Genomic DNA, 25,937 nt, shown 5'->3' with positions numbered 1-25,937 from the left:
TTTTATGATTACGTTAACCTATCTAAATTTAGGAGAAAAATAGACGTGGATAAACAATTTAAACCCTTAAATAGTGGTGAAGTTCTATCAGTAAGTAAATCCAATCAATTTATGATTGGACATGGTACTTTTAGAGTACAAGAATTTATGAATACTCTCAAAGAACAAATGATCCAGCATGGTTTTGGCAGTGTGAGTAGTGATAAAGCCCAATGGTTGAGTGAAGATGGGATCGAATGTGAAGTTCTCCAGTTTGGCAGTAATGGGTGGCAAAAGGGAAAAGTTAGGTTATATTTAGAATTTGCTCCCGATCAATCTGTTGAACCCCCTACTCCTACTCCTAAAGTCGCCGTAACTCCGGTAACTCCAGTCGAGGAAAAACCCGCCCCCCTTGAACTGATTACGGCTGAAGCTGAAGAAGAAGAAGAAGAAATGATTGTTGAAACCACCGCTACGGCTACGGCGGCCGCTGAGTTAGAAATAGCACAGGAACAAGACTTAAGCTTTGATCAAGATTTTGAAACTGAAGAAGAATCAGATTTAGGTTTTGAGGATTCTTTTAATGAGGAAATACCACTGCTTTCAGATAATTTAGGTGATGATTTTGAGGATGAAGGCTTAGGTTTTGAAGAATCTGTAACTGAGGATTCTGCTGATGAAGGTGATTTTAATCTCAGTTTAGAAGATGATGACAATGGTTTTGATTTCTCGGAGGATATTGGAGGGGAGGAACTTGGAGAAAGCCTCACCGATGATAATGGTTTTGGCGATGATGATTTTGATTTAGGAGATAATGATTTTGATTCAAGTAAAAATACAGATGGTGAAGGTTTAGGTATTGGTGATGTTTTCAATGATGAGTCCCTAGATCTTAACCTTGGTGATGATAGTATGGACGATGTTTGGGGTGAAATGGAAGACCTTTAAACAGTAACCAGTCACCAGTGATCAGTCAATAGTCAACAGTCAATAGTCAACAGTGAGCAAAATTTGGACAGATCTCCATAGTCGGGTACATCAAACGATTAAACAACAAGCCCTGTTATCTCCACAAGCAAAATTATTAATCGCTGTTTCGGGGGGGCAAGACTCTTTATGTTTATTAAAATTATTGTTTGATCTTCAATCAAAATGGCAATGGCAACTAGCGATCGCCCATTGTGATCATCAATGGTCATATGATCAGGGTATTGCCGATCATGTGGCGGCGATCGCTCAAACTTTTCAACTACCTTTTTTTGTCAAAACGGCGATCGATCTAAAGGAAACGGAAGCCTGCGCCAGAGAATGGCGTTATCAATCGTTAATGGAAATTGCGCAAACTTATCACTATCAAAACATTATCACAGGACATACCCTCAGTGATCGCTCTGAAACTTTTTTACATAATTTAATGAGAGGTTCGGGTGCGGATGGTTTACAAGCTTTGACGTGGAAACGTCTTTTAAGGGAGGATCTTAATCTTGTGCGTCCTCTTTTGGGGGTTTCACGCTCTCAAACCTACCAATTCTGTCAACAGTTTAATCTACCGATTTGGGATGATACGGCTAATCATAATCCTCGTTATACTCGTAATCGGATTCGTTCCCAGTTGATCCCCTATTTACAAAAGGAATTTAATCCCCAAGTTGAAGCCCATTTAGCTCAAACTGCCGAAATTTTAAAAGCAGAAGTGGATTATTTAGAAGAAATTACTCACAACTACCTCTTAGAAATAATTGCTGAAAATCAAGAAAAATTAAACCGTAGCCAATTAAAAAAACTACATTTAGCAATTCAAAGAAGAATTATTAGAAAATTTCTTCAAATTAATTTGAAAAGAAATCCTAATTTTGAGCAAATTGAGAGTTTAATTAAATTAATTAATGCTCCTCAGGGCAGTTGTACTTCTACGTTACAAGGCGGCGCGATCGCACAGGTGGATCAAGATTGGCTTGTGATCAAGATAATTGAGCATAAAACTTCAAATGTTGAAGTAAGCTTAAAAGGGCGGTAATGTCTTTTATTGATTAGTGATAATTAAATCAAAAAACATTGCCCCCCTAATCATTAAAATTAATCTAATAAAGATTTAAGATATTCTGTATTAACTCTCGATTCTCGAATTAAGGAAACTTTTCCGGTACGAGAAATTTCTCTAATCCCAAATTTATTGAGCATTTGGATAAAGGCTACCATTTTACCCGGATCACCTACCACTTCAATGGTTAAAGTTTCTTCAGACATATCTACAATGCGCGCTCGGAAAATTTGAGCCACTTGAATGATCTCGCTACGGGTGGCAGGAGTAGAATTAACTTTCACTAACATTAATTCCCTCTCTACACAAGGAATTAAAGTAATATCCTGCACTTTTAAAACATTAATTAATTTGTAAAGTTGCTTAGTTAATTGTTCAATGGTATCTTTATCTCCCGGCACAACCATGGTAATGCGAGAAATGCCAACTTGTTCAGCCGGCCCTACGGCTAGACTTTCAATATTAAACCCACGACGGGCGAAAAGTCCAGCAATGCGTGTTAACACTCCGGCCTCGTCTTCTACTAAAACAGAAAGTGTATGTTTCATAATGATCACAAGATTTTGTTAAGATGAAAAGAACTTTTTAATTTTAGCGGATCTGTTTAATTTCGTAAGAAGTTTATAATAAAAAATAACCTCAGATCACAAGTAAGTTAAAGACTTAAGGCTTGATTTGAGACATAATTTAAAATTTTAAGATTGATCTTATTGAAAAATACATGAGAAATTATCTTCAATGGACTTTTAAAGGTTTATCCTTGTGTTTAAGTTTATTATTGATTCTGTGGGGTTTAGTTTGTCCCCCCGTTTTAGCTTTAACTCAAACTCCTAGTTCAATTCAACCTTATTTAGATCGGGTTATTGAAAGAGTTACAGAATTTACTCTGGATAATGGGTTAAAATTTATTGTTTTAGAGGATCATCAAGCTCCGATTATTTCTTTTACTACTTACGCTGACGTAGGGGGGGTAAACGAGCCAGAGGGTAAAACTGGAGTGGCTCATTTTCTCGAACATTTAGCTTTTAAAGGCACAAGAGAAATCGGCACAACCAATTATGAGGCTGAAAAGGTTTTATTAGCTCAACTTGATCAGATTTTTACTCAAATACAACAAGCGCAAACTGAGGATAATCAGGAGAAAATAACTCAACTTCAAGCTCAATTTTCTCAATTAGAAGAAGAAGCTAATCAGTATGTTAAACAAAATGAATACGGTCAAATTGTGGAAACGGCCGGAGGAGTAGGCTTAAATGCTGTAACATCTTCTGATTATACGATGTATTTTTATAGTTTTCCTTCTAATAAATTAGAGTTATGGATGTCCTTAGAATCAGAGCGTTTTTTAGAGCCTGTTTTTCGTGAATTTTATAAAGAAAAAGAGGTAATTTTAGAAGAAAGACGCATGAGAACAGAAAATTCTCCCATTGGTCAAATGATCGAAGCCTTCTTAAATCAGTCTTTTAGCACCCATCCCTATCAACGTCCAGTCATTGGCTATACTGAGGATTTGCGTAATTTAACCCGTCAAGATGTGATTGATTTTTTTGAACAATATTACACCCCCAATAACCTAATTATGACCATTGTGGGGGATGTTCAGCCTAGTGAGGTGCAAAAATTAGCTCAAATTTATTTTGGACGTTTTCCCAAAAAGCCCAAACCCCCTCAGTTAAATATTGTTGAGCCTCCCCAAACTCAAGAAAAAGAAATTACCCTTAATTTAGTTTCCCAACCTTGGTATTTGGAAGGTTATCATAGTCCGGGTTTAAATGATCCCGATCATGCTGTCTCTGAGATTATTTCCGGTTTAATGAGTAATGGCCGTACTTCCCGCCTTTATCGCTCTTTAGTGGAAGAAAAAAAGGTAGCCTTACAAGCTCAAGGTTTTCACGGTTTTCCGGGGGATAAATACCCTAATTTAACGCTTTTTTATGCTTTAACCGCTCCTTCCTCTACGGTGGATGACGTGGCGATCGCCTTGAGAAAGGAGATTGAAAAATTAACAACTGAGTTAGTAACAACAGAGGAATTAGAGCGTATTAAAACCCAAGCTAGGGCAGGATTATTACGGAGTTTAAACTCTCAATCGAGTTTAGCCAGTTTATTGGCCGAATATGAGGCAAAAACTGGGAGTTGGCGTAATTTATTTACTCAGTTAGATCAATTAGCACGGGTGACACCGCAAGACATCCAAAGAGTAGCCAAAGCAACTTTTACCACGCAAAATCGTACCATTGGCAAAATTTTACCCCTGAATTAAGTATTAAGTAATAAGTATTAAGTAATAAGTAAAAACCTTAGAAAAATCAAAAAATTTTAGGCAACATCTGGATTAATACTTACGTCTGTTGTAAAAGAAAATAAATCTATCAAAATTATTGAAAATTCCCCACGATCCAAATTATGAATATTAAAAAATTTAAACTAAATTTATCTCATTTCTCCAAAGGAAAAAAACCTTTAAGCTATGGCTTAACTGGTTTTTTGATGGCGATCGCTCTATCGGTAGGAGTTCCCCAAGTAGCCTATAGTTGGAGTTTATTTGATTTATTAATTCCGGCGATCCAAGTCTTTCAATTATCTAATTTATCCGATGCTCAAGAAATAGACTTAGGAAAACAAATTAATCAAGAAATCAGCCAAGAAGTGACCATTTCACGCAATCGTCAATTAACTAATTATGTCAATGAAATTGGCCAAAAATTAGCTCAAAATAGCAATAGATCAAATATTCCCTACGTTTTTCAAGTAGTAGAAAATGATGAAATTAACGCCTTTGCTACCATGGGCGGTTATGTTTATATTCAAACAGGTTTACTCAAAGCGGCCAAAAATGAAGCGGAGTTAGCCAGTGTGATCGCCCATGAAATAGGTCATATTGTAGCAAAACATTCCGTTAAACAAATGCGCCAACAAGCCCTAACCCAAGGTTTATTAACCGCCGCAGGTTTAGATCAAAGTGCGGCCGTTCAAATCGGTGTACAATTAGCCCTAAGTCTTCCCCATAGCCGAGCAGATGAATTAGAAGCCGATCAACTAGGTTTAGATAACATCACCAGAGCTTGTTATAATCCTTCAGGAATGGTTAATTTTATGAGAACTTTAGAACAAGCTAGTGGGGGATCTAATGTTCCCACTTTTATCAGTACCCATCCCTCACCACAAAATAGAGTTTCTTTACTGCAACAAAGAATTAATACAAATAATCAAACTCCTGAAATAACTTCTTATGTTTCTGACCATTGTGCGGGACAAAATAACGGTTTAGATCAACAAGTTTATCGTAATAGACTACAATCAGTTGGCCTTAATTTTTAAATCAAGAAAAAGCCCTTATTCATCGGGGCATAAGATTTTAAAGGTATTGATTAAAATTAAAATTTAAGATATTATGCCCTTACAATTATCAATTTTCAATTGATAATTAATAATTGTCTAATAATGATCAATTGTCCACTGTCCACTGTCCATTGTTGAATAATTTTATTTGATTCTGATTTTTGATTTGTCTATTATGGTCAATCTTTGTCACAATAGTTAAAGTCTTTTTTATTATTTTTGAGAAATTTAAGATTGTGTTGCTATCCAAAGGTTTAGAAATCGAGGTTTATACCGGAACTCCTCAAGGAGATATTATTGGTCTATCAGATCGCATTGTACACGATTTAGACGGCTTTGTCAGAGAGCCGGATAATCGCAATGTGGAATATACCACCGCCCCCTTTACTAACTATGATCGCCTCTTATGTGCGATCGTACGGCCTCGTCAACAATTAAGATCCTATTTAAGTCAATTAGGTGATTATACTTTAATTCCTGGCAGTACCCTTTCATTAGGTAACAGTGAGATTTTTTATCGTTCCGATCCCCATAATCCCTATCATGATTATATAGAGAACACCTATCATACCAAAATTGTAACCGCTAGTATTCACATTAATATCGGAATTGACGATCCAGAATTATTAATTAAAGCCTGTCGTTTAGTTAGGGTTGAAGCCCCCTTATACCTTGCCTTGAGTGCATCTTCACCCTTTTTAGACGGGAAAATGACAGGCCATCACTCTACCCGTTGGGCTACTTTTCCCAAAACACCCACCCATGTGCCATTATTTGAAAGCCATCGTCATTTTATCCAATGGACAGAAGAACAGTTAGAATTAGGTACAATGCAAAATGTACGTCATCTATGGTCATCTGTGCGCCCCAACGGCGATCGCCGCCCCTATCATCTTAACCGCCTTGAGTTAAGAATTTGTGATTTAATGTTAGAACCTATTAGTTTATTATCAGTTATTGCTTTATTAGAAGCCCGTTTATTACAGTTATTTAATGATAGTAATTTAGACCCTTTAATTGGTAGTCAAATTAAAGATCAAAATTTAGCTCAAGCCCTAATTGAAATTACAGATCATAACGAAGAAGCAGTTAGTAAAAATAGTTTAGATGCTAAATTAATTCATTGGCAAACAGGGAAAGAAATTATCGCTAAAGATTTGATTATGCAGGTATATGAAGAAGTTTATCCCATTGCTAAAAAAACAGGATTTGCTTGTTTTCTATCTCCCTTAACTAAAATTATTAAACAAGGAAATACCGCCCAAAATTGGTTAAATCAAATTAATAATGGCGTAGATATTCGTAATCTTTTAATTAATGAAATTAACCTAGCTGAACAACAAGAAAAAGATTTAGAAGATAAATTATGTGAACTTTTAAATTTATAAATTAGAGTGATCAAAAATAAGATTAACGCATTTGTTATTCTTTAGTCTTTATTTATAACAAGGCTTTGCGTCTCTTTTAAAAACTAATTAATTTGCAACAACCGATTTAAGATTGTTATATTTTAAAACAGTTTAATCAGTATTTTAAAAGATTTTAATAAGTTTTTGTAATTCTTTAGAGTGCATTTTCCCTAAAACAACTAATTTTTAGTTGATCCTTCGCCATTTTCACTTGATCCCCATCTCCGGCAAGGCAAAACCAAAATTAACCACAATAGTTTACAAATTTTAATCAATGGGAAAGGGGATCCATTAATTTAAAATTTCTTATAGGTCAATAGGTAAATTTTCCCAAAAAAATTTAACCTCACCTTGACCAAAAAAACCAGAAAAAACGATTAAATATTAGCTTTTACGTCATTATGCCTAGATTAGTCCTAGTAGAACCCCAAATTCCACCCAATACGGGAAATATTGCCCGAACTTGTGCCGCCACTGGTACACAATTACATCTTGTCGCCCCTCTAGGGTTTGAGTTGAGCGATCGCTATTTAAAACGAGCAGGTCTTGATTATTGGCCTCACGTTGATTTACATTATCATACGGACTTAGAAAACTTTAAAAACTTTCACCAACAAAAGGGCGGCCGTCTTTTAGGTTATTCTATTCATGGGAAATGTAACTATGTTGACTATCAATATCGAGAAGATGACTGGTTAATTTTTGGCAGTGAAACATCTGGCCTACCTAAGCCCTTTTTAGAATACTGTGATCAAACCCTTTATTTACCCATGAAAAGTAAGGTTGTGCGCAGTTTAAATTTATCCGTAAGTGCGGCCATCGGACTGTTTGAAGCCCATCGTCAACTAGGATATTTAAACTAAATTAATAATCTCAATGATTAAAACTCACTGTTTACTGATTTAGTAAAATTAAGCACAAAAATCTGATGAATGATAAGAAATTCATATCAAACAAATAGTCAAAATTGACAATTCAATGATAGATATTTCTGATAGTATCAACTCCTTTTGATTATCAAAAAAAACAAAATTTAAGCAATAATTTGTCATTTTAAAAATCGGATTAAGCCTTAAGTCAAAAGGAATTAGACCATTCATTCCTGATCAAGAAAAGTCATTAATGTAGACGTTTTTATCGCAGACAATCACTAAAAAAAAATCCGATCTTAATGGGGGGAAAACCCTTGTCAAATCAGGACTTAATCCATTGATATTTGCTTAAACTTGTCAAAAATCAAAATCCAAGGTAATCTGTCCTACAAAGAAGTAAAAAAGTTTAACTGTTTTAATGGCGGTAGTCATTAGTTGCCAAAAAACAATCCTAAATTGATAGGTTTTTCCCTCAATCTTTCATTAGGCAAGAACAAAGGGAATGATCATAAAACAGTTAAACGCTCATCACACACACAGGAGGTTGTTTTTGAAAGACACACAACTTAAAAAGGCTCAAGTTAATCCTTCTCTTTGCTTTGACTTCTGCGATGTCAATTTAAAAGCAAAACAAAAAGCTTCAACTGAGGTTGTTGCTACCACTGAGGGATACCGTAAAGTTCGTCATTCTGCCGCAATGATTGGACTGGCTCTATCCGTAGGGGCAACTGGAATCTTAGTTCCCAAAGGCGATCAAGCTGTTTTAGCTAATGAACCGACTACTGATGAATTATCATTAACCACAGTTGCACCCATCAACGAACCAGAAGCTAAGGCGAATCAAGTTCTTGAAACTAATTCGGTTGTATCTGAATCTTCAACTTCTAATCATGACGAGTCTTTAGAACCAAAAGTTGCTAATCAAGATTCTACTCTTACCGAAGTTAAGGCCATGCCTACCCCTACTTTTCAACATGAACTGAAAAAGGGGGATACTTTATGGGAATTATCTCAAGAATATCAAGTCACCACCGAACAGATCGCTAATTCTAATCAAATTAGTCCTGATGACAAAATTATTGCGGGAGAAACTATTAAAATCCCAGTAGAAAATGCAAATGTTGATCTTGATTCAGTCTTAAAGCAAAAACAAGGGTTAGAAAAACAACTTAGTCTTTCTACTGCTGGCCGTAAATCGGATCAATCTGAATTTTCAGGGCAGGAAATAGCCGTTATTCCCCCCCAAAAGATTGAACAATCCTCTGAAGTTGCGCCTGTTTTACCACAAAATCAAAATAATCAAACGGCTTTAAATGTTCCGGCTAGTCAGCCCCAAGTAAGTCCTTCTACTATTATTCCTGAAACGGCGTTATTACCTAGTGCGAAACCAACATCAGTTGATTTTCACAATTTTTCAGAACCAATTAATATTCCCGTTCCCTTACCAGGTGTACAGGAGCAGATTCAGCCAAGCACTCAAAATAACAATCTTTCTAATAATTCAAATCGAACCGTTAATCTAACTGCTCAACCACAGGAAATTCCTATTCCCGTTGAACAACCTATTGCCTTTGCATCTACATCGTCAGAACTTTATACTGTACGTCAAGGCGATACACTGGATATTATTGCCAGAAATCACGGTTTATCAGTTTCCGAACTGATGGAGGAAAATAATCTAACTAATCCTCATTTAATTAAAGTCAATCAACAGTTAAAATTACCTGAACAATCGGCTATAAATAATAATGCCACCAATCAACGAACCGTTGCTTTAGTTCAGGAGTCTAATCAATCTTTACCCACTCCCAGTGCTACTAATTTTGTAGATACGGCCAATGCTACAGATGAGGGGGTAAATCGCATGACTCAACAAGTTAACCGTTTTAAAGAAGAAGCTTCTGCGGTTAATAATGATGAGCAAAATAATACCATTGCTTTAAATACTTCTACTTCTTTTAATCAACCGATTGAAATACCCGTAGATCCTTATCGTTCAGTTAATCCAGAGTGGCAACCGGAAAATAATGTTACCCCTGCCCCTCAAACTAATATTCAGCCAACTCAGCCAGTTCAAAGAACAAATACTGCTAGAGTTAATCCCACTATTCAACAGCAACCAGAAGAATTAATTGCGGCCGCTCCCATTTCTTCTGGAAATTATAATCCAATGTTGGAAGTGCCAGTGGGAGAAACGGTTGCACCCCAACTGCCAGATTTGGCAAGTGCCGATCAATATTTACCCAGTGCCAGACCTAATTTTGAAGGTTATATTTGGCCAACCAAAGGAGTCATATCTTCCGGTTATGGATGGCGTTGGGGCAGAATGCACAAAGGTATTGATATTGCGGCTCCCATTGGTACACCAGTCGTAGCCGCCGCCAACGGAGAAGTCATTTTTTCAGGATGGAACTCTGGAGGCTACGGCAACCTAGTCAAAATCAGACATGAAGATGGTAGTGTCACCTTTTACGCTCATAATAACAAGCTTCTAGTGCGTACTGGCCAATATGTCACTCAGGGACAACAAATCTCAGAAATGGGAAGCACAGGACGCAGTACGGGGCCTCACCTTCATTTTGAAGTTCGTCCTTCGGGGAATCAAGCGGTTAATCCTATTTCCTATTTACCCAGACGTTAATTTCAACCTACTTAACTAAAAAAGGGAGCAATTTGCTTCCTTTTTTTTTGAAAAAGTCAAGAAAAATACTTGCCAAATAGAATGTAGTTATGCTAAAGTTATTAAGGTGATTAAATAAAAGGCTCGGTAGCTCAGTTGGTTAGAGCAGGGGACTCATAAGCCCAAGGTCGGCAGTTCAAATCTGCCTCGAGCCATTCTTCTAATGTCTAAATTTCTTAAATCTTACGGGTTTTAGCTTTGTTACAATTTGTAAATTATGACAAATTAAGACAAACTATGCCAAATTAGTACACGATTTTTAGGCTAAATTTAGGCTAATGATTTTTGAACAGAAATTAGAACAGATTAACCAACGGTTAAAGTTAGCTAACATTAAATTAACAATTCAAAAACAGGGAAATTCTTTATATCTTCGGGGTATTTTTCCCCCTAAGCATGGTGATCGCTCTTGGCATCAACAAAGATTAAGTTTGAAAGTGGGAGCTACTCCAGAGGGTTTAAAATATGCTGAGGCCAAAGCTAAGGAAATCAGCGCCCTGTTAGATCTAAAACAATTTGATTGGTCAAAGTTTATTTCTCAAAAATCAGAAAATTTCACTTTGACTGATTACCTTGAGAAGCTCAAAAAAGATTATTTTTCCACAAGGGCGAAAACTCCCTCCACAATCAACACATGGGAACATGAATATTTAAAGCCCCTAAGCGGTTTACCTAATAAGCAGATCACTGTCGAAATTCTCAAAAACCATATTTTGACCACCGAACCTGATACCCGTAGTCGTAGGCGTTATGCTTTAGCCTGTGCAAAATTAGCTGATGTAATCGGTTTAGAGCATGATTTACGCTCTTTGGTAGGCAATTATGGGATTAAGAGTTTATCTCCCCGTTCCCTTCCAGACGATGTGACGATCGCCAATTTTATCGAAAAGTTTGAAAGTCAGTCGTGGCGTTGGGTTTACGGAATTATGGCTTGTTATGGGGTGCGTAACCATGAGGTTTTTAATTTGGATCTACTTGATTTTCCCATTGCCTTTATTAATCGTGGGAAAACTGGGGAGCGTTACGTTTGGCCACTTTTCCCTGAATGGTCTGAAAAGTGGAATTTACAAAAAATAATTCTCCCAGAGGTTACGGGGAGAACTAACAGCGATTTAGGGAATAGGGTAACAAAGGCTTTTGCTAAAGCTCAAATTTCTTTCAGTCCTTACAATTTACGTCATGCTTGGGCGGTTAGGAGTTTAGAATTTGGGCTTGATATTAGTTTAGCCGCCGCTCAAATGGGTCATTCCGTAGCGGTACATTCAAAAATTTATCACCACTGGATTACAAAAGATGTTCACCAACGGGCTATGAATTTAATCTTGAGCAGTCCTAATCGTCCACAACCACCATGTTTATAAAACAAAAATCAGGTTATACGCATAACCTGATTTATAAAAAGTTTTGAATAATTAATCTTGATCTTCCTTTTCTGGAAAAATGTCATGAAATTGTAAATAGTCAACAATTTCGTCTCTAACATCACAAACAAGGTCACATAAATCATCTAATTCAATTTCTATGTCCTTATGGGTTTCTTGCATTTTTTGAATTTCTCCAAAAATATTAGTAAAAGCATCCTTAATAATTTCAGGATCGGGGATTGCCGTAAAGTTATAAATCCCAATAGTTCTAGTTTCCATAATTCTCCTTTGTTCTTAGTGTTATTTTTCTTCATAAAAAATTTCCGATTCGTAAGTCCATCCAAAATGTCTTTCTTTGTTCATCATTGATGTGTCAACAATATTTTTATCGTGTAATAATTCATTAGCTAATTCATTATGCTTATTTCTTATTACGTTTAAAAAATATTCCCCTTTTTCGTAATCTCTATCATTCCAAAATAGATCGTTACCAATGACTGTAATTAATTTAATAGATCTCATACGATTTGACCTCTCAATTTCATAATTAAATATTGAAGAAAATTAACTTTTTTGTACTTTTCAAGATAAACGTAATAGTTGTAATATCTATATGAAATATTGTCTATTTCTTCAATCCAAATATTAAATAAATAATCAAAGATTGAAGGGAAAACGGCACGATTTAAAGCATCATAAAAACACCATACTCTATTAAAATGGGGGTTTTCAAAATATCCCTCATAAGGCTCGAAAAACATTTGTTTCCATTCACGAAAAGGAGAAATATAATAAAATTTTCTCAAATCGAAACGATAATCGCCTTTTCCTAAACCATCAAATCTGTAATATTTAGGGAGAGGGAAACGATTATTTAAGTATTCAAAGAATTTGATGTTATTCCCTTCTTTGAAGTCAGAGTTAAGGTAATAAAGCCAAGTATTGAACATTTGACGAAATGAACCAGTAACTATTTTTTCTTTAAAATGGGTGTTACCCCCATGTTCATAATTGAGATTAAATGCTTTAATTAAGTCCATGATTTGCCCTCTCTAGTTGCTTTGCTTTTTCTAGTGAATACAATCTTTTCTAAGTGTTCATACCAAGGTTGACAAAAATCCTTAATAAAATCTTGAGGATCAATATAATCATCACAGGATTCAATGGTTATTAAATGACTACCTAAAGAGCAAATAACCATCATATCAAAACGATAGAAACTATCTTTAAATATCTTTAACAAAGTATCCTCTGATATTTGGTGAATATCACACAAATAAGCTATAGCTGTTTTCATTTGTTGATAGTTATGAGGTTGAAATATAAATTTTTCGGTCATATTTTTATTGCTTGTAAACAATAAATTAAGTATATATTAATTATCTCAATATTGCAGTGTAAATTTTACACTAGAAAACCACCTAAATTTGATTAAACTTAGGTGGTTATTTGCCTTAACTTTACCGTTATGATGATAACTCTTGTTTAATTTTATCTAAACAGAAAAAACTCATTTTAACATCATAACACTTGAATTGTAAAAGCCATTTTTTCTGTTTATCTCCGTCCAAATTTTCCTCAACTTTTCCGATTATTCCCTCATACCGAGTAAGCACTAAATCTAATTTTTTTCTAACCTCAATTAAGGTTTTTTTGATGGGGGAATAAATCGTTGCTATGATTAAATCTGATTCTGATAATTTAGCTTCACCATTGACCAATTCGCTTACCCTTTCATATTCGATAAAATCACAATAATCATGGCGAACACTGATATACTTTTCATCATGGGAATCTAAACTTAAATCTGATTCTTTAATTTCATTATTTTTTTCTGAAATCTGGTTATACGCATAATCAGATTTTTTTTCAAATTTATCAATTAACTCTATTAGCCCTTCAATCGTGTTAATTGCATCAATACGAATATTTTGATGGTTAGTCAATGGGTAGTCAAAACCGTAGTAATGATAATCAAGATCGTGAGCTTCAATGTAGTCAATTAAAGGATTTTTAAGATGTTTGGGAACGATTAAAAAATAACCATGTTCACGATTAAATTTAAGAATAAACTCCCCATGTCGAACCATTGCGGTTAACCTTTCTTGATCATGTTGTTTTCTATTCTCAAGTTTAAATTTGAGAGTTTTTAGCTGTTCTTTTAATTGTTGATTTTCCAATTTGAGATTGTCAACCTCAAATGTTTTCTGTCTAATGCGTTCCTCAAGATAGGTATTAGTTTTTTCTAATTCCCAGCAACGCTTATCAAGTTGAGTATTGACATTATTTTCCCTTGCTTCTAAAACGTCATTTTGAAGGTTAGCTATTCTGATCAACAATTGGTCACGATCTTTAGTGGTATTTTCAAGACGGGATTTGTACCAATGGACTGTTGACTCTGGAGCATAACCAGAAACTAATTGATCAATCCCTTCAGAAACAGAATGATAATTTTGTTTTAAAAATTCAATGGTTTCCGGTTTCAGGGTTAAGTTGATTCGTTGCTTCCCCAAAAAGCGGTTATTGGGAACTAAGTTTGATAAGCATTTTGGATTAACCATAATTTAAGCCTCCAGTAAAGTTAATAACGATAATTGAATGACTCTTGAATTTTGCTCTTTAATGACCTGTTGAATGGCTTTTTTAGCCTGTTTAACCATCTTTAAAGCTTGGTCTTTTTCTTCTAACCAATAGAAAAAGAGGGCATCTTTAAAAATGACATCCACACATTCCCCAGAAGAAACCCCTATTTTCCATCCCTTAACAGTGGCTAGTGGTTTAACTTCCCATTCTTCAAAAGTTGAGTAATCTTTGCTCAGTCCTAAATAGCCAAAACCTAAATCAATCAATGCTTGAGCCTGTTCTAATTCGTCAGGAGTGAGCCATGAGGGGGAATTGCCTCTTGCGTTTTTTATTCTTTCCATAAGTCAATCTCAAAGTAATTTTTCTAATTACATTATAGATACTAACTATATATACTGTCAAGAAATTACTAGATATATGTATCTATACTTTGTTATTGACAAACCAAAATACTATAGATACAATATAGATAAACACTAGATAACCGATCGGTATGGACTTAGAAAAAGTAAACACAGAGAAACAAACATTGTTGATTATTGCCTTAAATATTGCTTTATGGCGGTGTTGTATGTTTAATCAATCTGCTACCCGTAAATATTGCTTAGGTGGTATTACTACCGCTAGACAGTTATCCCCCCAACAAAGACAACGTATTTTAGAGGTTATGTTATCTATACTCTAATTTCGGTAAGTATAGATAATAATAAGTATAGATACATTATTAAATAAAGGATTAAAAATCATGGCTACTAAAAAAAATCTCATTCAATTTTCTGCTCCCCAAGAGGTACTCGATCAACTTGAAGCTTTACGTCAAGATGGGGAGTCAATCGGTTTATGTGCCAAACGGATTTTATTAAATGCCCTTGGTCAAGGTGACAACCAAAGGGATCCTTCTAATGAAGATGATCAAGTTGAGAAAAGATTGAAAAAAATAGAATCTAGCCTAACCAAAAAAATTAACCAATTAGAGCAAAGGGTTAACCAATTAGAAAGTCAAAATTCTGGTTATACGCATAAACCGATTTTGGACGATCAGGTTAAGGGTGATTCTGAAGTTTCTGAACCAATAAAACCAATTGATCAACTTCCGGCTGTTGATGATTCTGTACAAAATCCTCCGCCGGAGAAAATTGATCATCCTTTAGAGGTTGATCAAGAGGTTGATCAGAGGGAAAATACCGATGCTAAAAGGGATGAAGAAACGGATCAACCTGATCACCTTAAAACAAAAAAATCTAGTGAAGCTTATCAAAGACGCATTCGTCCGTTCAGTCCAATCCGTCCGTTAAGTCGAAGACGTTGATCAAAGTATTTGTAGTATGGTTTAGGGTTTTATCGAGAAGCTGTATTAAAAGGGGCGAATCACTATATACATTTAGTTTTTAATACTTTCTAGCCCCTCAAAAATGTTTGTAGTACGGGAGCGGTTATGTTACAGACTCGAATGGTCATTTTACGAAAAATGGGCGTTTCAGCGATTTGCAGGAAAAGTTTTTTTAGCTTTTTTGGGCAAAAGGTTGATCAGCGATGGTCAAAACGCTTAATTTAAGGGGCGTGTGGCTACTGATCAACCTCTGATCAACCTTTTTTATAAAAAAAGAAAAAAAGTATCTGTAAAGCCGTCATATCAATCATTTTCAGAAGTGATCAACCTCCTGATCAACCTCTGATCAACCTCATTCTGAAAAATAGCCACAAAAACGGCAAAAACCCCATAACATCTAAGTTACGAGGTTTTGATCAACCTGATCAACCTTTGATCAACCTTTTTTATTCAATTTTTGGAAAATCGTTTCACAACCACCCGTTATTTTTGGCGATCGCATAAAGCCCGATCTGAGTAATAAGGGCTGGATCGTTTCTCCCACTCCCCCAACGCTTGATCAGATCAATTTTTCCATCATTGAAGCGATCAGCGATTTCTTGATAATTTTTAAATCCGTGCTGTAAACAGAGTAAAACAAAAGCTTTTCCTGTTAATATATTATTAGTCATTTTAAGTAGCTCCATTACTTTTAATGATGTCGCCCCTTTGGTTATTCCTATTAGCCAGAGGGGTATCTTTTTTGTTTGGTGTATTTTTTCAACTGACAAAAATTAATCTTATCAGTATTCTTAAATTATAGCGTAAAGGTTTACGCTAGTTACAAAAAAAATAGTGTAAAGGTTTACAATGAAAACTTTAAACATTGACAGCTACGAGGTTGATGGTGTTTCTACGTTTTCCCGTAAAGGTTTACAGTGTGTATTGGGTATTTCTGCTAGGGAATATTGGCGTAAATACTTATTATCGTGTGGTTTTGACCCTGATAATCGAGACGCTAAATATACAGAAGCTGACGGGATCCTATTGACCACGCTTAAGCTTTTCCTAGAGCTTAAAAGGGGGAGAAAGGGACACACAATTAATCAATTTAAGGAAATAGTGACTAACAATTTAGTTGGCTATTTGTGCGAACAATTTAACCTAAATCCTGAACAAAAATGGAGAGAATTAATTAATGACTATCAATCAAGAAAAATCAAAACTTGACGACATTCTTAACAGTAATACTGTTAATAAAACCCCTAAAGCCCGTAATGGTCACAAAACTCGTACACAGGCACGTCAAGCTGTTGGTCAAAATGTAGCAAATCAAACTGTTAATAATTTTGAAGAAATGACAGATTCTTTAGCCGATAAATTAACGGATAATTTAGCGGCACAAGTTGAAGTTAAAGTTTCTAAACAGTTTGTAGATGGCACATTTCAACAAAAATTAGAAACAAGATTAATGGAAAGATTCTTAGGGTTCAATCAACAATTAGATAATAATTTGTTGGCTTTGGAAACTTCAATTGAGGTGTTAGAAAATGACCCTTTATCCTTGCCCTATGCCTCCGAGGAGGAACTGAATTAATGATGAGATTTTATCTTTCTAAATTCTCTAAACCTAAAAACTGGAAACCTTTACCCGAAGGGGGGTTTATTTCCTCAAGGTTAGATTGGTTTCCTTAAATAACAATTCAAACTAATTTTACACCATGAATAACAAAGACGATAAATTTCTAGTTGTGAATGATGATGATGTTGAAATCATTTACAAAAGGCACAAAAGTAGCTCTAACGATGAGATTCACGGGTTTAATCCGGTTATCATCTTTACCATAATTATTATTAGTTTATTTTGTGCCGTGACCATTGGTAATCAATCTAATAATAATAATCAAACACCAGTAATAATTAACAATAATTAGGAGAAATTATGGCATTAGAAAGATTCAAAAAATCAGCCATTAATGGCGGTAATAATATTAACTTAGATGCGTGGCATTCTCCCACCGGAGGCTTCAGTGCTACCGATGCCGGAAACATTCAATTTCAGAATGTAAAAGGGATCAGAAAAGAGGGTTTTGAACTCGCCACTGATGAAGTAGTTGAACAGGAAAATCAAGCCAAAGCCACCTTTAAAAAACAGTCAGCAAATGGCCGCAAAATTCTTCAAACCCGTACAGAAGTGGCTCAAGAAACTGTTAAGAATAACGAAGCGTTAGCTGATCATATAAAAGCCCTTGCTAATGTTGAAGTTTCTAACCAAAAGCTAAAAGGAGTTATTAATCAACATTTACAAGGGACGAGGGTACAAATGGCCAAAATCAAAGCTAATGGTCAGACTGCGATTGATGATGCGAATAGTAAAGTTTCAGCTATCTTTTCTGCATCCAAAGAGTCAATTAAAGAATCAATCTTTTAATTTTGTTTAACTTTTACCACTGGAGGAAGCCCTTTAATTAGGGCTTTTAATCTTTATGAGAAAATTTGTCTTATTAGGACTGACAACCGCTATTATGTCAGCGATTATCAGTGAAATTAGTTTTATTGACTGGCGTTATAGTTTAACATTTTATCTGTTGTTTTTGGCCAGTAATTTAATATTTTTTCTAGCTTATCAGTATGATGAGCTATTTATCAAGGCTTGTAAGAAATTATGGGATTATTTATTAATCAAAGATGCAGAAAGTTTCAACCTTGCTGTAATCGTCATGTGGGCAAGTTTTAATCTATTTGTAATTATCTGGAGATGGAGCTATGTTAGATAATTTAACGCCCATTAAAAGATTAACCTTAATTACTTCTATTACTGTTGATCTTATCACCGCCGGATTAGTCTTTATTGTATTGTTTCTCCCCCTTAATACCACCAATAAAACCTTAAGATTATGGGGATTAGGAACGGGGATTGTTGCCTGTAAAATTTCATTTTATTTATTAAAGGAATTAAATAAAATGGAAACTTTCCTTAATGGTAATCAACATCTTGAGGAAAATAGCTTTTTTAATAAATTGACGGTGCTTAAGGCTTTGGATGACCAACAGCATCAAAATTTATTACAGCCTCCTGTTATGGCTCAAAAAACTGTGATTCAGGATGATTTTGAGGAATATCACGATCAACCGTCCGAACCAAAACCGCTTTTTGATGTTTATGATTGGCATGACTGCATTGATGAAGCAGTTGGTTTTATTATTTCCGGCAACTCCGGCAGTGGGAAAACGAGCGTGGCTTGTTGGTTAGCAGGGTTATTGACTCAAGAAAAACCCGCTCAAGTGTTAGCCTTAGACCCTCACTGGAACGATAATTGGGGGGAAATAGGGATTAAGTCAATTGGTAAAATTGAACAAATTGAAAAGGTGCTTAAATGGCTTCTTAATGAACTTGATCACCGATGCGAATTAAAGGAGAAAAAGTTACCTTTAGGAGATGATTTAATCGTATTTTGTGATGAAGTTAACGCCTGTTTAGAACGCTTTAGCAATGAGAAAAATATTACTTCAGCGATGAAAAGATTAGGCTCTGAAGGGCGTAAATTTGGTATTACTTTCATTATGCTTAATCAATCCCATAATGCTACAGATTTAGGTATTTCTAAGAAGTATTTGAATAACTATTTTATGATAGCTTTATGTGCATCGGCACGGGCTATTATTGATGAGAATTTCAAACAGAATACCCCAGAAAAAGAATACATTAAATCTATAGCTTATCCCTGTGTTGTTTCTGGTAGTGTTCCCGTTCAAATAGCCTTACATCCAACCCATCATAGTTATAGTAAATTTAAGAAACATGGCAATCCTCCTTTAAATTTACTTCCCATTAATCAACTACCTTTATTAATCTTAAATCAGGCTATCGGACTGTTGCCACCAGCAACAGCAACAGCAACAGCAACAATTTCTTGTATTGGTTGCGGTTCTTTAAATATTAAAAAGAATGGTACAATAGACCTCTTGCGAAAGTGGGATCATGAAAGTACAATAAAGAAAAAATTGGAGAACAGAATATGAATTATGAAGAAGTCAAAAAATTAAACTCAACTGAGTTTAAACGCTATTGTGGAGTTCAGCTCGAAACATTTAATGATATGGTAAAAATTGTCAAAGCTGAAAAAATACTCCAAAAAAAACCGGGAAGGAAAAGCAAATTATCTATAGAAGATCAAATATTAATGACTCTTGCCTATTTAAGAGAATATCGTTCTTTTTTTCATTTAGCAATTGATTGGGGAATTCATGAATCAAATGTTTGTCGAATTGTGAATAAAATTGAGAAAATTTTAATTAGTTCAGGTTTGTTTACTTTACAGGGGAAAAGAACGCTAATTCAAAGTGAGAATGAGATCGAAATAGTAGCAGTTGATGTCTCAGAACATGAGATAGAACGTCCTCAAAAAAAACAGAAAAGTTATTATAGTGGGAAGCAAGGCTATCATACAATAAAATCCCAACTATTGATCAATAAAAAAAGTGCAGAAATAATTTGTACAGCTTTTGCAAAAGGACAAATTCATGATTTTAACCTGTTTAAAAAAAGTAAAATAAATCTAAATGAAGATACCAAATGTTTAGCAGATAAAGGGTATCAAGGAATTAATAAAATTCATAAAAATAGTACCATCCCTATCAAAAAAAGAAGAAACAAAAAACTCAGTTCAGAAGAAAAACAATTTAATCGTCAACTAGCAAAAGAAAGGATAATTGTTGAACATATTCATCGTCATTTGAAAATATTTAAAATACTTTCATCACGATATAGAAATAGAAGAAAACGTTTTAGATTAAGATTTAATTTAATTGCAGGTATTTACAATTATGAGCTTTCTTTGAAGACAAAATTGGCGATCGTCTGATACTTTCGCAAGAGGTCTAATACAGGGAAGACAGCGCTATTTATGTAAAGATTGTAAAACCAGTTTTTAAATTTTAAACCTATGCAAAACTTCTTAAGGGGATTTTATTATTTCCGGCGTTCTTTTGAATTATGGCTCTTGCTAATTACTCGATCATATTCAAACTTAAACAAAGTATTTTTGATAACTGATCATCATCAGGTTTTTGATATGTTAAACGGTTGGAGGGATTTTTAATTATGAAAGTAACTCTTGATTTGAATAATCACATTTTAACTAAGCTTAAAAAAGCTATTAACGAAAGATACGTTAAACAAGAAAGTGTTAATCAATTAATTGAACATATCCTTAATAATTAGACATCTCCAATAACTGATAAAGCTTATATGGTAACAGTTTCATCTTTAATCAGCACTCAGCAATCAATCGCCGTAAAGTTAATTTCACGTCAAAATTTCCTCTAAATCTAATTTCCTCCCAAAAGTATGACTGATTAAAACATCAATTACTTCACTTGATGACGATGATTTTACTATTTCTAAAACTAAACTCTCAATTCTTAATCTCACTAACCCACAAACTGTTAAAAATACTGACTGATATTTATCTTTTCTTAATCTAAATCTTTCTCTTGCTACTCGCCATATTTTTATGATTCTAATTAAATGTTCTATAAATATTCTGACCGATGAAATCTTTTTATTTTCTTCTTTTTCTTCCTGAGTTAATACTCCTTTTTTCGGTTTTTTCTTTGGGGTAATAATTTGTGGCTCTCCCACATAAGCTTTATCCCCTTTAAACATTTGATTCATCCCAAACTTCTTGAGATTTTGACGACAAATGTTAATATCACTTGAAGGACCTGGTTTTCCCGCCACTACATCCACAATATCTCTGCCTTTTGGAAGACTAATTAATTGATTTTTAAAAGTATGTTCACATTTTTTTCCACTATAATATTTTTTCTGTTCTTCATAGTCTAAAGGTCTTTCTCTTGGCTGTTCTTCACTATCTACTAATAATTCATTTTCCTTCAATTTTTCCAACATTTCTTCTATTTTTTCTGGGGACTTTTTTACTTGTTCTAGTAAAGAGCATGGCAAAGCTTCTCTCATAATTTTTTGCCAATAATCAAACAAATTATTCGCAGTTGATTCACTTACTTGAAAGACGATACCTAATAGTTGAAAACTCAGATGATGTCTTAAATAAATTAAAGTCAAAATAATCTGGTTTTCTTTTGAAAGTTTACTCTCTCTACCACCACCGGAATTGATAATTCTAGTTTTTTGTTTTTCAGATTCTTCTTTTGCTTGTTTCTCCAAGATTAAAAGATGTGCGATTAGCAGTTCTAATTGTTCATAATTAATTCCTAATAATCTTTTAGTTGCTTGTTTGTGATCTTGAATATATTGCCAAGTATAATTACTCATTTTGGCTATTTCTCCTTAAAATTTTTGTTGATGATAGCTTAATTTTTTTATTTCTATTATATTATAGAGATGTCTATTGTGGTATAACTTATCTCAATATAGCAATCCTAAATAGGTTGTGGCAAAATTCCATATTGATAAAGTTTGGGGAAATCAAATATTTGACCATGCGCAAAAAACTTAAATAGCCACTTTACTATTTTAAATGATTTACATAAATGATAGAATTGTCTAATAAAATTTTTCACTTGTAGCCAAATATCTTCTACCGGATTTTGTTCTGGAGCATTAGGGGCAAATTTATGACAAGTAATTAACCATTCTTCTTCCAATAAATCTTGATTTATTATAGTTAAATACTCCCTAAATTCTTTTGAGTCATGATAGGTTGCTCCATCCCAAAATATTGCTAATCTTTTTCCTTTTCTTTTTGATAGTAAATACTTGATAAATTTGATCGTATTTTCTGTATTTCCACTTTCATATTCTTTGACAATAAATTCTTTAGTTTGATAGTCTAATGCCCCATAATAAGTTTGTCGGCTTTTTTCATTTTTAATGGGAATTTCTATTCTTTGATCTGTTCTTCCCCAAACATAACCTAAAATGTCTCCCCAAAGTAAATGACATTCATCAATCATAAACACTACAAGCTCTCCACTCTCTATTTCTTTTTCCAAATCTCTAATTTTTCACTGATTTCTTTTTTTTTAGCTTCGACTAATTCGTCATTTTTAGCCGGATTCTTTTTTTGAGTTTTTTTCCAACTTATTTTCGCTTCTTTGAGCAAACTATAATAACTTTGATTGGATTTATAAATAATATTATATTCTCGCTCTAAATAAATTTTTAAATCTGATAATCTTAAATATTCTTGCTCTCTTAACCAATTAATAACTTGGTCTTTTTCTTCTGGTTTTAATTCACTTTTAGTTCCTTTAAACTGTAATTTCAAGCTTTCTACTCCACAAAAAAGAGCTTGATTTTTCCACATACTAATAAAGCTATGAGAAACTTGTAATAATTCTTTTACTTCATGGTATGATTTTCCTTCTAAAATCATTTTGACAGCTAAAGCCCTTTTTATTTCTTTAGCCTCTTTTGTTTGATTGATAAAATCATTTAACTCAGAAATAATGTTCATTTTTTTTTCCTTGAATTTAGATTATAATTAATATTATATCTGTTATGACCTATTTAGGATTGCTATATCTTGACAAGTAAATAACCATATTTTTATTTCTTGGTAACTGTTAAATCCTTGAGGCTCACTTAATTCTTTTTTGACCAGAGCAACTGTTTCTAGCTCTAGTTTTTTTGGTCTTCCTGTTTTATTATGTTCTTGTAATAATGCGTCTAATCCTTCCGTCTTATATAAGTGAAACCATTCGTAAATTGTTCTCTCACTACGCCCCATCATTACCGCTAAGTATCTGATCGTTTCAGCCACTTGAATTTTCCAAAGATATAAAGCTTGAACTTTGGCAAAATTCAAAGCTGTTTTTTGTTGTTTCATGAGATTTTTGAGGGTATCTGCTGATTCAATTACTTCTATTTTTGATATTCCTGACATACTATTGCTCCTGTTAATCTATTCTTATACTAACCCTGAACTTACTTTTTGTAAATGGTATAATTTTAAACATTGATATTGAGCGCAAAATTTAATTTCAAAAACTACCCTATCCTTGAGGGGATGGGGTTTAAGAAAGTATTATTTATTAACTTGTATGATCAAACTTAGTATGATTAAGATTAGCACCAGTTAAAATAGTTTGATCTAAATTAGCACCACGCAGATCCGCATCAGTTAGATCTGCCCCAGTCAGATCCGCACTTTCAAGGTTAGCCGCACGCAGATCAGCCCCTTTCAAACTAGCGCCCTGTAAATTACTTTCTTGTAACTGAATATTGCGACAGTCGGTTTGATCTAAAATTGCCCCTTTTAATTGAGCGCCAAATAAATTAACATTGTTTAAATTAAAACCCGTTAAATTAACTGCATTAAGATTGACTTTTGTTAAGTTTACATCTTGAAAAGATACCCCTGTTAAATTAGCACCAGCAAGGTTAGCTTTTTCTAAATAAGCATTAGTTAAATTAACATTTGTTAGGTTAGCTTGATGAAAATTGACATTCTCTAAATTAGCATTATAAAAGTTAACATTAGTTAAATTTGCTTGTGCTAAATTAGCCCGATTTAAGTTAACATTACTTAAGTTTGCATCTGTTAAATCAGCCCGACTTAAATTACAATCAGCTAAATAAACTCCATGCAAATCAACATTAGTTAAATTGCTACCGGAAGCTAATAAATAAGCCTTAGTTTCACTGGGATCAAAATTGCGAGGAAACCATGTAGAATGATTATAAAAAGCATAATCAAAATTGGTTTTTTCAATAATTGAATCTTCAAAAGTGGCATCAAAAAGTAAAGCTTCAGTTAGAATTGCTCCGGTTAAATTTGCCCCCATTAATTTCGCTTTTCTTAAGTTAGCTCCGGTTAAATTTGCCCCCTCTAAATTAGCATAACTTAAATCGGCTCTTTCTAAATCCACATCGCTTAAATTAGCATTAGTTAAATTAGCTTCCCTTAAGTCAGCTTTCCATAATAAACTATTAGTTAAATTGGCATTAGTTAAATTGGCTTTTGTTAATAATGATACTTCTAAATCGGCCTGATGAAGATTAGCATTAATTAAATTAGCTTCCCTTAAATCTAACAAAGATTGACGGCGATCTTTGCCTTTAATAATAGTTAAATGACTTAAATTAATATTACTTAAATTAGCACCCCTTAAGTTTAAATTTTCAACTTTAGCACCGCTTAAATTAGCATTACTTAAATTACTATTACTTAAGTTTAAATTGCGCAAAGTTTCTTCCATTAATTCGGCACGTTGTAAATTAATTCCAGCAAAATAATGTTCTCCTTTATTTTTTTTCTCAATAAAACTTTCTACCCCTAACATATCAGTATGATCTTCAATAATATTAACAGTTTGTTCCCCCATTTCTTTAACGGAATTGAGTAGGGGTAATAAATTTTCTTTGCCAATTTTTTGTAGATCACTTTTCAGGGCTTCTATGGTATCTTTAATAGTTTCAATTTCGGAAGGATTAACTTTACTTTCTGTGTCTTTTTCTAATTGTTTTGCTAACTGATTAATTTGTCTTTCTACATTTTCCTGAAAGCGTTTTAATTCTTGAAATTCAGCAGTTTTTTCTAGTTTTTCCCGCAAAAATTCCAATTGATAATTAACACTTTCTTGATATTTTTGAAAGCGATCTAAATCAACTCTTTGCTCAATTTTTTCACTTAAACGATCTAATTTTTCATTAATTTTTGCTTCTAAATAATCAATATTATCAAGTTTATAAGTTAAATCTTGATTAAACTTTTCTAAACGCATTTCATAATCTTTTTTAAGATTAGCTAAATCATCATTATTTACAACAGTTTCTTGTAATCTTTCCTTAATTTTTTTGATGTGTTGTTTAACTTGACTTTGGAATAATTGAAAATCATCTTGTCTTACTCCCGCCTCTGATTTAGGGATATTACCTTGTAAATTTTTCTCTTTAATTTGCTGAATATTTTGAAAATCATCCTCTAAAGATTCAATTTTTTCTGTTAATACTTGTAACTGTGAAGCAGAAACAGCAGTATTTAAAAGCTGTTGGTAGGATAGCAACTCCTCTTGTATCTTGTCTCTAAAGGCGATAAAATCCTGTTTTAGCCCATTTTGACTATCATTTTGATTAATTTGAGGTAAAAGCTGATCAACACGGGAATTAAGGGCAATTATTTGTTGTTCTAATTGTGGTAAAGTTTGAGAGGATTGAGATTGATTAATTTGATCTAGCTGAAGTTTGATCCAGACGGTATACTTAGAGACTTTAGCTAATTCCTGTTCTAGTTGTTGTAACTTCGCTGACATAGCGATGGCAGATTCAGATTCACTCATAATTTTGATTATATTATCTACATAATAGAAAAATTTTAACTTTAAACATAAAGATTTTACATCTTTTGATCAGATCAGATAAAAGTTAATTC

The 25,937-nt window shown here is 33.8% G+C and carries 29 protein-coding genes and 1 tRNA gene; 18 read left to right on the top strand and 12 right to left on the bottom strand.

Features of this window, described 5'->3' with window-relative positions; all coding sequences use genetic code 11:
* Positions 1 to 45: 45 nt before the first annotated feature.
* Complete coding sequence (locus Anndu_RS09870; protein WP_464101045.1) at positions 46 to 927, top strand: KGK domain-containing protein; 882 nt, start codon at positions 46 to 48, stop codon at positions 925 to 927.
* A 52-nt stretch (positions 928 to 979) separates the two neighbouring features.
* On the top strand, positions 980 to 1,996 hold the full coding sequence (tilS, locus tag Anndu_RS09865; protein WP_464101044.1) for a tRNA lysidine(34) synthetase TilS: 1,017 nt from the start codon (positions 980 to 982) through the stop codon (positions 1,994 to 1,996).
* Positions 1,997 to 2,055: 59 nt separating this feature from the next.
* On the opposite strand, the gene ilvN is transcribed toward tilS, so the two are convergent.
* Positions 2,056 to 2,568 carry an acetolactate synthase small subunit gene (gene ilvN, locus Anndu_RS09860; protein ID WP_464101043.1) on the bottom strand — a complete coding sequence of 171 codons (513 nt, stop codon included), beginning with the start codon at positions 2,566 to 2,568 and terminating at the stop codon, positions 2,056 to 2,058.
* A gap of 173 nt (positions 2,569 to 2,741) precedes the next feature.
* Here ilvN and Anndu_RS09855 point away from each other — a divergent pair, with 173 nt between their 5' ends.
* The 7 genes from Anndu_RS09855 (at position 2,742) to Anndu_RS09825 (ending at position 11,684) form a co-directional block, all read left to right on the top strand.
* Complete coding sequence (locus tag Anndu_RS09855; protein ID WP_464101042.1) at positions 2,742 to 4,283, top strand: M16 family metallopeptidase; 1,542 nt, start codon at positions 2,742 to 2,744, stop codon at positions 4,281 to 4,283.
* A 143-nt stretch (positions 4,284 to 4,426) separates the two neighbouring features.
* Entirely contained in the window at positions 4,427 to 5,341 is a 915-nt protein-coding gene (locus tag Anndu_RS09850; protein ID WP_464101041.1) for a M48 family metallopeptidase, read from the top strand.
* Positions 5,342 to 5,598: 257 nt separating this feature from the next.
* Complete coding sequence (gshA, locus tag Anndu_RS09845) at positions 5,599 to 6,750, top strand: glutamate--cysteine ligase (protein ID WP_464101040.1); 1,152 nt, start codon at positions 5,599 to 5,601, stop codon at positions 6,748 to 6,750.
* A 422-nt stretch (positions 6,751 to 7,172) separates the two neighbouring features.
* Positions 7,173 to 7,634 (top strand): tRNA (cytidine(34)-2'-O)-methyltransferase, encoded by a 462-nt coding sequence (locus Anndu_RS09840; protein WP_464101039.1) that lies wholly within the window; start codon positions 7,173 to 7,175, stop codon positions 7,632 to 7,634.
* 559 nt (positions 7,635 to 8,193) lie between these two features.
* The gene (locus tag Anndu_RS09835) at positions 8,194 to 10,284 is read left to right on the top strand and encodes a peptidoglycan DD-metalloendopeptidase family protein (RefSeq protein ID WP_464101038.1); all 2,091 of its coding nucleotides are present in this window, start codon (positions 8,194 to 8,196) and stop codon (positions 10,282 to 10,284) included.
* 120 nt (positions 10,285 to 10,404) lie between these two features.
* Positions 10,405 to 10,478: transfer RNA gene (locus Anndu_RS09830), tRNA-Met, on the top strand.
* 123 nt (positions 10,479 to 10,601) lie between these two features.
* A complete protein-coding gene (locus tag Anndu_RS09825; RefSeq protein WP_464101037.1) occupies positions 10,602 to 11,684 on the top strand; it encodes a site-specific integrase in 1,083 nt (360 codons plus the stop codon).
* Between the two features lie 51 nt (positions 11,685 to 11,735).
* Here Anndu_RS09825 and Anndu_RS09820 read toward each other — a convergent pair whose 3' ends face one another.
* From Anndu_RS09820 to Anndu_RS09795, 6 genes are all read right to left on the bottom strand, one after another.
* The gene (locus tag Anndu_RS09820; protein ID WP_464101036.1) at positions 11,736 to 11,966 is read right to left on the bottom strand and encodes a hypothetical protein; all 231 of its coding nucleotides are present in this window, start codon (positions 11,964 to 11,966) and stop codon (positions 11,736 to 11,738) included.
* 21 nt (positions 11,967 to 11,987) lie between these two features.
* Entirely contained in the window at positions 11,988 to 12,209 is a 222-nt protein-coding gene (locus Anndu_RS09815) for a hypothetical protein (RefSeq protein WP_464101035.1), read from the bottom strand.
* Entirely contained in the window at positions 12,206 to 12,727 is a 522-nt protein-coding gene (locus Anndu_RS09810) for a hypothetical protein (protein ID WP_464101034.1), read from the bottom strand. Before Anndu_RS09810 ends, Anndu_RS09815 begins: the two co-directional genes overlap by 4 nt.
* Positions 12,718 to 12,984, bottom strand: coding sequence for a hypothetical protein (locus Anndu_RS09805; RefSeq protein ID WP_464101033.1), 267 nt, complete (start codon positions 12,982 to 12,984; stop codon positions 12,718 to 12,720). Before Anndu_RS09805 ends, Anndu_RS09810 begins: the two co-directional genes overlap by 10 nt.
* Before the next feature lie 169 nt (positions 12,985 to 13,153).
* A complete protein-coding gene (locus Anndu_RS09800; protein ID WP_464101032.1) occupies positions 13,154 to 14,248 on the bottom strand; it encodes a hypothetical protein in 1,095 nt (364 codons plus the stop codon).
* Positions 14,249 to 14,251: 3 nt separating this feature from the next.
* Entirely contained in the window at positions 14,252 to 14,611 is a 360-nt protein-coding gene (locus Anndu_RS09795; protein WP_464101031.1) for a hypothetical protein, read from the bottom strand.
* 152 nt (positions 14,612 to 14,763) lie between these two features.
* Between Anndu_RS09795 and Anndu_RS09790 the strand changes: the two genes are divergently transcribed.
* Together Anndu_RS09790 and Anndu_RS09785 are read left to right on the top strand one after the other, a co-directional pair.
* Complete coding sequence (locus Anndu_RS09790; protein WP_464101030.1) at positions 14,764 to 14,955, top strand: hypothetical protein; 192 nt, start codon at positions 14,764 to 14,766, stop codon at positions 14,953 to 14,955.
* Between the two features lie 60 nt (positions 14,956 to 15,015).
* On the top strand, positions 15,016 to 15,579 hold the full coding sequence (locus tag Anndu_RS09785; RefSeq protein WP_464101029.1) for a hypothetical protein: 564 nt from the start codon (positions 15,016 to 15,018) through the stop codon (positions 15,577 to 15,579).
* A 491-nt stretch (positions 15,580 to 16,070) separates the two neighbouring features.
* On the opposite strand, the gene Anndu_RS09780 is transcribed toward Anndu_RS09785, so the two are convergent.
* Positions 16,071 to 16,271, bottom strand: a complete 201-nt coding sequence (locus Anndu_RS09780) for a hypothetical protein (protein WP_464101028.1) — start codon at positions 16,269 to 16,271, stop codon at positions 16,071 to 16,073.
* Positions 16,272 to 16,449: 178 nt separating this feature from the next.
* Here Anndu_RS09780 and Anndu_RS09775 point away from each other — a divergent pair, with 178 nt between their 5' ends.
* The 7 genes from Anndu_RS09775 (at position 16,450) to Anndu_RS09745 (ending at position 20,514) form a co-directional block, all read left to right on the top strand.
* Positions 16,450 to 16,809 (top strand): hypothetical protein, encoded by a 360-nt coding sequence (locus Anndu_RS09775; RefSeq protein ID WP_464101027.1) that lies wholly within the window; start codon positions 16,450 to 16,452, stop codon positions 16,807 to 16,809.
* Positions 16,778 to 17,176 (top strand): hypothetical protein, encoded by a 399-nt coding sequence (locus Anndu_RS09770; protein ID WP_464101026.1) that lies wholly within the window; start codon positions 16,778 to 16,780, stop codon positions 17,174 to 17,176. Before Anndu_RS09775 ends, Anndu_RS09770 begins: the two co-directional genes overlap by 32 nt.
* Positions 17,177 to 17,521: 345 nt before the next feature.
* Entirely contained in the window at positions 17,522 to 18,010 is a 489-nt protein-coding gene (locus Anndu_RS09765; protein WP_464101025.1) for a hypothetical protein, read from the top strand.
* A gap of 94 nt (positions 18,011 to 18,104) precedes the next feature.
* Entirely contained in the window at positions 18,105 to 18,356 is a 252-nt protein-coding gene (locus tag Anndu_RS09760) for a hypothetical protein (protein WP_464101024.1), read from the top strand.
* The gene (locus tag Anndu_RS09755) at positions 18,346 to 19,602 is read left to right on the top strand and encodes a hypothetical protein (protein ID WP_464101023.1); all 1,257 of its coding nucleotides are present in this window, start codon (positions 18,346 to 18,348) and stop codon (positions 19,600 to 19,602) included. Before Anndu_RS09760 ends, Anndu_RS09755 begins: the two co-directional genes overlap by 11 nt.
* Positions 19,599 to 20,444: an IS5 family transposase gene (locus Anndu_RS09750; protein WP_464101022.1), complete on the top strand. Its 846-nt coding sequence runs from the start codon at positions 19,599 to 19,601 to the stop codon at positions 20,442 to 20,444. The genes Anndu_RS09755 and Anndu_RS09750 overlap by 4 nt, the downstream gene beginning before the upstream one ends.
* Before the next feature lie 19 nt (positions 20,445 to 20,463).
* Positions 20,464 to 20,514, top strand: a complete 51-nt coding sequence (locus Anndu_RS09745) for a transposase-like zinc-binding domain-containing protein (protein ID WP_464104066.1) — start codon at positions 20,464 to 20,466, stop codon at positions 20,512 to 20,514.
* A gap of 373 nt (positions 20,515 to 20,887) precedes the next feature.
* Here the strand turns inward: Anndu_RS09745 and Anndu_RS09740 are convergent, their stop codons facing one another.
* From Anndu_RS09740 to Anndu_RS09725, 4 genes are all read right to left on the bottom strand, one after another.
* Positions 20,888 to 21,877, bottom strand: coding sequence for a transposase (locus tag Anndu_RS09740; protein ID WP_464101021.1), 990 nt, complete (start codon positions 21,875 to 21,877; stop codon positions 20,888 to 20,890).
* A gap of 107 nt (positions 21,878 to 21,984) precedes the next feature.
* Positions 21,985 to 23,012 (bottom strand): IS630 family transposase gene (locus tag Anndu_RS09735; protein ID WP_464104065.1). Its coding sequence is split into 2 segments (ribosomal slippage): positions 21,985 to 22,559 and positions 22,559 to 23,012, totalling 1,029 coding nucleotides; the frame shifts between segments, so codons are not numbered across the junction.
* A gap of 51 nt (positions 23,013 to 23,063) precedes the next feature.
* A complete protein-coding gene (locus Anndu_RS09730; protein ID WP_464101020.1) occupies positions 23,064 to 23,450 on the bottom strand; it encodes a helix-turn-helix domain-containing protein in 387 nt (128 codons plus the stop codon).
* Positions 23,451 to 23,598: 148 nt separating this feature from the next.
* Positions 23,599 to 25,845 carry a pentapeptide repeat-containing protein gene (locus Anndu_RS09725; protein ID WP_464101019.1) on the bottom strand — a complete coding sequence of 749 codons (2,247 nt, stop codon included), beginning with the start codon at positions 25,843 to 25,845 and terminating at the stop codon, positions 23,599 to 23,601.
* Positions 25,846 to 25,937 lie beyond the last annotated feature (92 nt).

It is taken from the genome of Annamia dubia NIES-4383, from assembly GCF_055394725.1.
Note: the sequence above shows the minus strand (reverse complement) of the source record. Positions and strands in the feature narration are given on the sequence as shown.

Bases quoted from the DNA above. Each gene is read 5' to 3' on its own strand.
- ilvN (WP_464101043.1), bottom strand. From the start codon at position 2,568: ATGAAACATACACTTTCTGTTTTAGTAGAAGACGAGGCCGGAGTGTTA.
- Anndu_RS09855 (WP_464101042.1), top strand. From the start codon at position 2,742: ATGAGAAATTATCTTCAATGGACTTTTAAAGGTTTATCCTTGTGTTTA.
- Anndu_RS09850 (WP_464101041.1), top strand. From the start codon at position 4,427: ATGAATATTAAAAAATTTAAACTAAATTTATCTCATTTCTCCAAAGGA.
- Anndu_RS09840 (WP_464101039.1), top strand. From the start codon at position 7,173: ATGCCTAGATTAGTCCTAGTAGAACCCCAAATTCCACCCAATACGGGA.
- Anndu_RS09825 (WP_464101037.1), top strand. From the start codon at position 10,602: ATGATTTTTGAACAGAAATTAGAACAGATTAACCAACGGTTAAAGTTA.
- Anndu_RS09820 (WP_464101036.1), bottom strand. From the start codon at position 11,966: ATGGAAACTAGAACTATTGGGATTTATAACTTTACGGCAATCCCCGAT.
- Anndu_RS09815 (WP_464101035.1), bottom strand. From the start codon at position 12,209: ATGAGATCTATTAAATTAATTACAGTCATTGGTAACGATCTATTTTGG.
- Anndu_RS09810 (WP_464101034.1), bottom strand. From the start codon at position 12,727: ATGGACTTAATTAAAGCATTTAATCTCAATTATGAACATGGGGGTAAC.
- Anndu_RS09805 (WP_464101033.1), bottom strand. From the start codon at position 12,984: ATGAAAACAGCTATAGCTTATTTGTGTGATATTCACCAAATATCAGAG.
- Anndu_RS09800 (WP_464101032.1), bottom strand. From the start codon at position 14,248: ATGGTTAATCCAAAATGCTTATCAAACTTAGTTCCCAATAACCGCTTT.
- Anndu_RS09795 (WP_464101031.1), bottom strand. From the start codon at position 14,611: ATGGAAAGAATAAAAAACGCAAGAGGCAATTCCCCCTCATGGCTCACT.
- Anndu_RS09790 (WP_464101030.1), top strand. From the start codon at position 14,764: ATGGACTTAGAAAAAGTAAACACAGAGAAACAAACATTGTTGATTATT.
- Anndu_RS09785 (WP_464101029.1), top strand. From the start codon at position 15,016: ATGGCTACTAAAAAAAATCTCATTCAATTTTCTGCTCCCCAAGAGGTA.
- Anndu_RS09780 (WP_464101028.1), bottom strand. From the start codon at position 16,271: ATGACTAATAATATATTAACAGGAAAAGCTTTTGTTTTACTCTGTTTA.
- Anndu_RS09775 (WP_464101027.1), top strand. From the start codon at position 16,450: ATGAAAACTTTAAACATTGACAGCTACGAGGTTGATGGTGTTTCTACG.
- Anndu_RS09770 (WP_464101026.1), top strand. From the start codon at position 16,778: ATGACTATCAATCAAGAAAAATCAAAACTTGACGACATTCTTAACAGT.
- Anndu_RS09765 (WP_464101025.1), top strand. From the start codon at position 17,522: ATGGCATTAGAAAGATTCAAAAAATCAGCCATTAATGGCGGTAATAAT.
- Anndu_RS09760 (WP_464101024.1), top strand. From the start codon at position 18,105: ATGTCAGCGATTATCAGTGAAATTAGTTTTATTGACTGGCGTTATAGT.
- Anndu_RS09755 (WP_464101023.1), top strand. From the start codon at position 18,346: ATGTTAGATAATTTAACGCCCATTAAAAGATTAACCTTAATTACTTCT.
- Anndu_RS09750 (WP_464101022.1), top strand. From the start codon at position 19,599: ATGAATTATGAAGAAGTCAAAAAATTAAACTCAACTGAGTTTAAACGC.
- Anndu_RS09740 (WP_464101021.1), bottom strand. From the start codon at position 21,877: ATGAGTAATTATACTTGGCAATATATTCAAGATCACAAACAAGCAACT.
- Anndu_RS09730 (WP_464101020.1), bottom strand. From the start codon at position 23,450: ATGTCAGGAATATCAAAAATAGAAGTAATTGAATCAGCAGATACCCTC.
- Anndu_RS09725 (WP_464101019.1), bottom strand. From the start codon at position 25,845: ATGAGTGAATCTGAATCTGCCATCGCTATGTCAGCGAAGTTACAACAA.